9 protein-coding genes are annotated in these 7,839 nt (G+C 42.8%); all 9 read left to right on the forward strand.

Going from position 1 to position 7,839, the window contains the following annotated elements; translation table 11 throughout:
- Nucleotides 1–403: TatD family hydrolase (locus HP456_RS16690; RefSeq protein WP_172253143.1), on the forward strand; the 403-nt coding region annotated here is incomplete at its 5' end.
- A gap of 251 nt (nucleotides 404–654) precedes the next feature.
- Nucleotides 655–1,869, forward strand: a complete 1,215-nt coding sequence (locus HP456_RS16695; protein ID WP_246289156.1) for a G5 and 3D domain-containing protein — start codon at nucleotides 655–657, stop codon at nucleotides 1,867–1,869.
- 131 nt (nucleotides 1,870–2,000) lie between these two features.
- Nucleotides 2,001–2,561 carry a ribonuclease M5 gene (gene rnmV / locus HP456_RS16700; RefSeq protein ID WP_172253145.1) on the forward strand — a complete coding sequence of 187 codons (561 nt, stop codon included), beginning with the start codon at nucleotides 2,001–2,003 and terminating at the stop codon, nucleotides 2,559–2,561.
- Nucleotides 2,554–3,432, forward strand: coding sequence for a 16S rRNA (adenine(1518)-N(6)/adenine(1519)-N(6))-dimethyltransferase RsmA (gene rsmA / locus HP456_RS16705; RefSeq protein ID WP_172253147.1), 879 nt, complete (start codon nucleotides 2,554–2,556; stop codon nucleotides 3,430–3,432). Before rnmV ends, rsmA begins: the two co-directional genes overlap by 8 nt.
- A gap of 729 nt (nucleotides 3,433–4,161) precedes the next feature.
- On the forward strand, nucleotides 4,162–5,040 hold the full coding sequence (yabG, locus tag HP456_RS16710; protein ID WP_172253158.1) for a sporulation peptidase YabG: 879 nt from the start codon (nucleotides 4,162–4,164) through the stop codon (nucleotides 5,038–5,040).
- A 355-nt stretch (nucleotides 5,041–5,395) separates the two neighbouring features.
- The gene (veg, locus tag HP456_RS16715; protein ID WP_064091133.1) at nucleotides 5,396–5,665 is read left to right on the forward strand and encodes a biofilm formation stimulator Veg; all 270 of its coding nucleotides are present in this window, start codon (nucleotides 5,396–5,398) and stop codon (nucleotides 5,663–5,665) included.
- A 168-nt stretch (nucleotides 5,666–5,833) separates the two neighbouring features.
- Complete coding sequence (locus HP456_RS16720) at nucleotides 5,834–6,016, forward strand: small, acid-soluble spore protein, alpha/beta type (RefSeq protein ID WP_172253149.1); 183 nt, start codon at nucleotides 5,834–5,836, stop codon at nucleotides 6,014–6,016.
- A 266-nt stretch (nucleotides 6,017–6,282) separates the two neighbouring features.
- Complete coding sequence (ispE, locus tag HP456_RS16725) at nucleotides 6,283–7,137, forward strand: 4-(cytidine 5'-diphospho)-2-C-methyl-D-erythritol kinase (protein ID WP_172253151.1); 855 nt, start codon at nucleotides 6,283–6,285, stop codon at nucleotides 7,135–7,137.
- A gap of 70 nt (nucleotides 7,138–7,207) precedes the next feature.
- Nucleotides 7,208–7,839: pur operon repressor (gene purR, locus HP456_RS16730; RefSeq protein ID WP_172253154.1), on the forward strand; the 632-nt coding region annotated here is incomplete at its 3' end.

Consider the following 7,839-nt stretch of genomic DNA (forward strand, 5'->3'; position numbering starts at 1 on the left):
GCTTCCGATCGTCATACATAACCGTGATGCAACCCAGGATATTGTCGATATTCTCCGGGAAGAAGGGGCGGAAGAAGTAGGCGGAATCATGCACTGCTTCAGCGGAAGTCCCGAAATTGCTCAAGAGTGTGTCGAAATGAACTTCTATATTTCCCTTGGGGGACCTGTCACATTTAAGAACGCAAAGAAACCGAAAGAAGTCGCGAAAGAAATTCCTTTGGAAAGACTTCTCATCGAAACGGACTGTCCGTATCTTGCCCCTCACCCGAATAGAGGGAAGCGGAATGAACCTGCGTATGTAAAGCTGGTGGCGGAACAGATAGCAGAGTTGAAAGGCATCTCGTTAGAAGAAATAGAAGCGGTCACAACCGCAAATGCAAATAAATTATTCAACATAAACTGACATCAAATGTTGTCGAGAATTGAGGGAGCTTGTCCAATTTATTAAGGAAAACAAAAAGTTCTACATGGCTTTTGTCTTACATAGGATAACCATGTCGATAACTCTCTCTTTTCTTTTTCTCTTTTTTTATGCATAATATGTCCTATGTTCCCCCGGTTTTCAACATTTTGCTAGATTAAGAAAAAAGAAGTAAGGGTTGACACTCTCTGGAATACTCTATATAATCACTCCGAGAAAAGGAGGCGTTTTTCATGAAGTTTGAAAACATGAAAAGCCTGTTTTCCAAGTCTTTGAGTCGAAGGAAATGGATCGCTGCAATTGCAACTATTGCAGCATCGGCAGCTGTTTTCGGAATTCTATTCTATGAAGGTTCCAAAAATACTGTAGCATTGACCCTAGACGGCGAGCAAAAAGAGATAAGGACGCATGCAAACACAATTCAAGATATATTAAAAGAATTAGAGGTTTCAACCCGCTCAGAAGACTATTTGTATCCCTCGGGAACAACAAAGGTTACAAACAACATGAAGGTCGTTTGGGAACCGGCAAAACAGGTAGAAGTATCAGTTGGTGATCAGATGAAGAAAATCTGGACCAATGCGGATACCGTTAAAGAGTTATTATCGGAGAACGAGATCGAAATAGGGGAACATGATAAGGTTCAGCCGGACCTTTCAAAGAAGATTACCGGGGACATGAAGATCACCATTGAGGCAGCCTTTCCACTTCAGCTTGTGGAAGGAGGCAAAAAGCAAAAGGTATGGTCCACTTCGACTACGGTCGCTGACTTTTTAAAGCAGCAGGGAATCCAACTTAATAAAACCGATCGCGTTGAACCAGATTTAGACACAAAAGTGAAAGCAAATGATGTCGTAAATGTCGTTCGGGTTGAAAAAGTCACCGATGTAGTGGAAGAGTCAACTGACTTTACTGTCGTTTCTCGAAAAGACTCAGACCTTTCCAAGGGCAAAGAAGAAATCGTGCAGGAGGGTGAAAAGGGTCTGGTTGAAAAGAAATACGAAATTGTAAAAGAGAATGGAGAAGAAGTTTCCAGGAAGTTAGTCAGTGAAAAAGTGGTGAAAGACAGCCAGGATAAGATTGTGAATGTCGGGACGAAGGTTCTCGTGGCTCAAGTCTCTCGCGGAAGTACAGCATCAGCATCAGCAGAAAGCGGCGGCAGGGAATTCTATGTCAGCTCTACAGCCTATACTGCTTCTTGTAACGGATGCTCAGGCCATACGGCAACAGGAATCAATCTTAAGGCTAACCCGGGTATTAAAGTCATTGCAGTCGATCCTTCTGTCATTCCTTTAGGTACAAAAGTGTATGTAGATGGATATGGCTACGCAGTCGCAGCTGATACAGGCGGTGCAATCAGAGGAAATAAGATTGATGTCTTCTTTTCTTCCAAGTCGGATGCGTATCGCTGGGGAAGAAAAACGATCAAAGTGAAAATATTAGACTAAGGGCAGGGGGTCTTCTCCTGCTTTTTTCTTTTTGTATAAGCGTTTACTTAATTCAGATATAATAAAATTAATGATTGCTACTAATTAGACGAACGTAACGAAAAATAAGTTTCAACTTTTTTGGAGGTTTTATGAAAATAAAAGAAATCATTGTGGTGGAAGGTAAAGATGATACAACAGCGATTCAGCGGGCGGTTTCAGCTGATACGATTGAAACTAACGGATCAGCGGTATCTGCTGCCACCATCGAAAAAATAAAGCATGCACAGGAAAAAAGGGGGGTCATCATCTTCACAGATCCAGACTACCCGGGAGAACGCATCCGAAAGATCGTCAGTGAGTCTGTTCCGGGGTGCAAGCACGCATTTGTTCATAAAAAGGATGCTATCCCCAAGTCAGGGAGAGGGATAGGTGTAGAGCATGCTTCTCCCGAAGTGATAAAGGAGGCCCTCCGGGAAGCTCATATGATTGAGGGTGACAGTGTAGAAATTATCACAAAGGAAGATCTGCTTGCTGCAGGGCTTGTCGGGAGTCCACAGTCCAAGGACAGAAGAATAGCACTTGGTGAGAAACTTAGAATCGGATACACTAATGGTAAACAGCTTCATAAGCGTTTGATGATGTTCAATATCCAAAAGAATGAATTCAAGCGTGCGTTAATGGAAATTATTCAGGAGGAAACCAATGCATAAAGATATTGCCACCCCGCTGCGTACAAAAGAGATATTAGGGAAATACGGTTTTTCTTTCAAGAAGAGCCTCGGCCAGAACTTTCTGATCGATCCCAACATCCTGCGAAATATTACTGAACATGCAGGCCTGACAAAGGATACTGCCGCCATTGAAATAGGACCTGGAATCGGTGCCTTGACAGAGCACCTTGCACGCACCTCGGGAAAAGTGGTCGCGTTTGAAATCGATCAGAGACTGATTCCGATTCTTGGAGATACACTGTCTCCTTATGACAATGTGAAAATCATCAATAAGGACGTTTTGGAAGCAGATGTAAAGACGATCATCGAGGAAGAATTTGATGGCTTTGAGGACATCATGGTTGTGGCTAACCTGCCTTATTATGTGACTACTCCGATAATCCTGAAACTTTTGATGGAACGACTGCCGATCAGAGGGATCTGTGTCATGCTTCAAAAGGAAGTCGGAGACCGGATCTCGGCCAAACCTGGTACGAAAGAATACGGTTCTCTATCCATTGCCATTCAATATTACACGAAAGCGGAAATGGTCATGACAGTACCGAAGACCGTCTTTATGCCGCAGCCTAATGTCGACTCGGCAGTAATCCGTTTGACAAAGAGAGAGAAGCCCCCGGTGGAGGTGATCGATGAGGATTTCTTCTTTACGGTAACCCGGTCATCGTTCGCCCAGCGCAGAAAAACGATACTGAACAATCTGACCAGCCAGCTTGCGGATGGAAAGGAAAAGAAAGAATATATCTTAGAAGCATTGTTAAAAGCGGATGTGGAGCCTTCTAGACGGGGCGAGACCCTGTCCATTCAAGAATTTGGTGCATTAAGTGACGCACTATATCCGCATTTTCACTAACTTTCTGTATAAAGGAGACTGTCTTCTGAAATCAAGGTAATGATTTCGGGAGGCAGTCTTGTTTTCGTTTACTCACGGATCCCAAACAGAACCAGTCAGATATTTTCAGCATAAGCCTGACAAGCCACTCATAAACCTTGAAAAGTCAGCATAAAATAAATTTTTAAGCATAAATCTCAAATAAGCAGCATAGAGTGAATTATTGCAGACGAGTGAAATCGTTTAAGCTGAACGCTCCAAATGTATGAGTCATCAATTCTGTTCAGCGGGATCCATTAATACGGCCAGATGCAGGTATTACTTATCTGTTTCAAGCTGAAATGAAAAAATATTTCTGATATTGACTTTAAAATCCGTCTTTTGGGAATCCCGACATTTACATACACCTATCACCCATGCCCCGCATAAGTTATCACAGGGAATAATTACTTACATGAAGGCTGTTTTCTAAAAGGTTAGTGTTTTCATACATCGTCTAAGAGATCTGAATGGGGTGCCAACAAGTGCTCATTTCGACTCAAGCATAAACCAATACCGTTTGAGTGATCTGAAAAGACTCAAATCAGGGTGTTTACCTGGTACAAAACGACAAAGTATGGGAAAGAGCCTGCATGAAAAAAAGGAAGTGTGAGAGGGCCTGCGCAGCGTGTGGAAGATGCGGATGACGTCAGCCTTTATTTGCTATTTCCTGTCCCGCTTAATGAATGTAAGTCCATGGGAGTGACAGATGTGAAGATCGAAATCAATGAAGTCGTGGGTCGTCTTTCTTATAAGTGTGATATCTTGTTCAGAGTCATCGATATCCGCATGATAGACGGGCAGAGAACGGCGGTACTTTACGGGGAAGATTATCGATTAATAGCGGATGCTCCTTTTCATGATTTGAAGAAGATGGACCCTAGAGAGCAGGACCGGATCATTCAAGAGTTCCGTTCAAAGGAAGAGCAGTCTTTTGATTTGTTTCGGCAGGATATTGAGCTCCTTAAGCGAAAGCAAGAGTACACAATGACGAATGCTTATAGAGATGAGTTTAACTATTTCCAGGTTCCCGGTAAAGTTCTTCATCTCGATGGAGATCCCAGCTATTTACGAAAATGTCTAGATCTTTATGAGAAAATCGGAGTGCCGGTGAAGGGTGTTCATTGCAGCGAGACGGATATGCCGCATGAAATAGGTCCCCTCATTGATAAATATAGACCGAATATTGTAGTGATAACGGGTCATGATGCTTACTCCAAAGCCAAAGGGATAAAGTCGGATATCAATGCTTACCGTCACTCTAAATATTTTGTTCAAGCGGTAAGGGAAGTCAGGAGCAGGTATCCCCACTTGGATCAGCTCGTTATTTTCGCAGGTGCCTGTCAGTCTCATTTTGAGTCCCTTATCCATGCGGGTGCGAATTTTGCCAGCTCACCGTCAAGAGTCAATATCCATGCGTTGGATCCAGTTTATATTGTAGCGAAAATCAGTTACACAGCTTATAAGGATTCTGTGAATGTATGGGACGTGATCCGAAACACATTGACCGGAGACAAGGGGTTGGGCGGTTTAGAAACCAAGGGCGTGTTAAGGACGGGGATGCCCTATAAAATCCAAGAAGAGGAATAAAGTTTTCGACATAAAGACTGAAACCTTGCAATTTGATGCGGATTGCGGGGTTTATTTTTTTCCTGAAGTCCAAAAGCTTTTAAACTTTTTCAGGACAAACGAAGGATCTCTTCAAACCTCTCCTCCCGCTAAGGAAATGTATCTGCTAAATCGCCTAATGGCCGGGAGGAAACCCCTAAATAAAATAGTTTACATAATTTCGAAATTACCAGGGAAAGGTAAAGATGTAGAAAAAACGTATTTTTTGTTGAATAAAATATATTGACAGGTATTTGAACTTCTTGTTAAAATAATAAATTTATTTGACTTAAATTACATAATGTGTTATAATTTTTAACAGTGAGGTGGAAGCGAAATGCCAAAAACATTAGCCGACATTAAAAGATCCCTTGATTCCAATCTCGGGAAACGTTTAATGCTTAAAGCAAACGGTGGACGTCGAAAAACAATTGAACGTTCAGGCGTTCTAGCCGAAACGTATCCTTCTGTATTTGTAGTACAGCTTGACCAGGAAGAGAATGCGTTCGAACGGGTTTCTTACAGCTATGCAGATGTTCTCACTGAGACAGTTCAATTAACATTTTATGATGAGGCAACAGGAAGTATCATCTTTAGCCAGCAGTAGACAATACGTTTACTGCTTTTTTATTTGTCTAAATATCAGCAGACAGCTTTCCCGGAGGAACAAGTCAGGGACTAGTCTGATTTGCTAAAATTGGTTTATACACCCTGGTAATGTTTTATCCTTATGTACACATATTAAACATAAGGTACAACTTAAGGGGGAAAAACGATGAGCAGAAGAAGAGGAATCATGTCTGATCAATTAAAAGAAGAACTTGCACAGGAACTTGGGTTCTATGATGTTGTTCAGAAAGACGGCTGGGGCGGCATTACAGCAAGAGATGCCGGGAACATGGTGAAACGAGCCATTGAACGTGCCAGCGGAGAGCTGGCGTCCCGTAACAGCCAATAGTGCTTTTCTTTTAGGAGTCACAACCTTTGATCCGTACCGGCTAGGGATCGCCTCAAAGTCATAATTTGAGGCGATCCCTTTCTTATACAGTAACGTACGAATGATGCAATCTCTTGATGAAGTCACCTTCTCCTTAAAGCAGTGCTTTTCTATTCCTTGTTAACGTGGTAAAATATCATATTTGTATGAGTATCGTAAGATGATGACACTTCCGAAAGAAGTGTGTGATACAATAAGTGAAAAGAGTATGGTAAGAAGGTGATGAAATGAGGTTATTAGTGAAGGCACCGGCAAAAATTAACCTATCACTTGATGTTTTACATAAACGCCCCGATGGATTTCATGAGGTTGAGATGGTTATGACCACCATCGATTTGGCAGATAGAATTGAGCTCACGAATCTTACAGATGACACGATTAAAATTCTCTCTCACAATCGATTTGTACCGGATGATGGAAGAAACCTTGCCTATCAGGCAGCACAGCTGTTAAAGGATCGGTTGGATATCAAAAAGGGTGTCGCGATTTCCATTGATAAAGTGATTCCGGTTGCTGCAGGGCTGGCAGGCGGGAGCAGTGATGCAGCCGCCACGTTGAAAGGGCTGAATCGTTTATGGGAGTTGGGCCTCAGTCTGGACGAGCTCGCTGAGTTAGGTTCTGAGATTGGCTCGGATGTTTCTTTCTGCGTTTACGGAGGGACTGCACTCGCAACCGGCCGCGGGGAGAAGATTGAACATCTGCCAGCTCCGCCGAATTGCTGGGTCATCCTGGCCAAGCCGACTATAGGTGTTTCGACAGCAGATGTTTATAAAAACTTGAATATATCAAACATCCGGCACCCCAATACAGAAGCAATGATCGCTGCACTCAATCACAATTCCTACAGTGACATCTGCTCCAATCTTGGGAATGTGCTGGAGTCGGTGACTCTGGATATGTATCCTGAGGTTGCCCAGATTAAAGACCAGATGGAACGCTTCGGAGCGGATGCCGTATTGATGAGTGGAAGCGGACCGACAGTATATGGATTAGTGCAATATGAATCGAGGCTTCACCGAATCTATAATGGGTTAAGAGGGTTCTGTGATCAAGTATTTGCAGTGCGTATGCTTGGTGAATAAGCTTCTTGCTTAAATCCGTATATTAATGATATATTTACATTACAATATTCGGATTTAGGAGGTAGTTTTGGTGAAGTTTAAGCGTAGTGAACGATTAATCGATATGACTCATTACTTATTAGAACGCCCTCACGAACTTGTACCTTTGACATTTTTCTCTGAGCGTTATGGTTCTGCCAAGTCCTCCATCAGTGAAGACTTGACGATTGTTAAAGAAACCTTTGAAGGACGCGGGATAGGAATTGTTCAAACAGTACCGGGAGCTGCAGGAGGAGTCAAGTACATCCCTAAGGTAAACAGCGATGAAGCAAAAAAAGTGATAGAAGAGCTTTGTCTGCATATGGAAAGTTCAGATCGCCTTCTGCCCGGGGGCTACTTATTCATGACGGATCTGCTTGGGAACCCTCTCTTGATGAAAAAAGTAGGGAAGCTCCTTGCTTCGGCATTCGCTGAAAAAGAAATTGATGTCATCATGACAGTGGCTACAAAAGGAATTCCGATCGCAAATGCCATAGCATCTTACTTGAACGTTCCGGTCGTCATCGTAAGAAGGGACAGCCGTGTGACGGAAGGGTCGACGGTCAGCATTAATTATGTATCAGGTTCGAACAAGAGGATCCAGTCAATGGTTCTTTCAAAAAGAAGCCTGAAAAAAGGCTCGAAAGTACTGGTTGTCGATGATTTCATGAAAGCCGGGGGAAC

This window comes from Bacillus haikouensis (assembly GCF_013179555.1).
In the GTDB taxonomy this organism is placed as follows: domain Bacteria; phylum Bacillota; class Bacilli; order Bacillales; family Bacillaceae_B; genus Rossellomorea; species Rossellomorea haikouensis_A.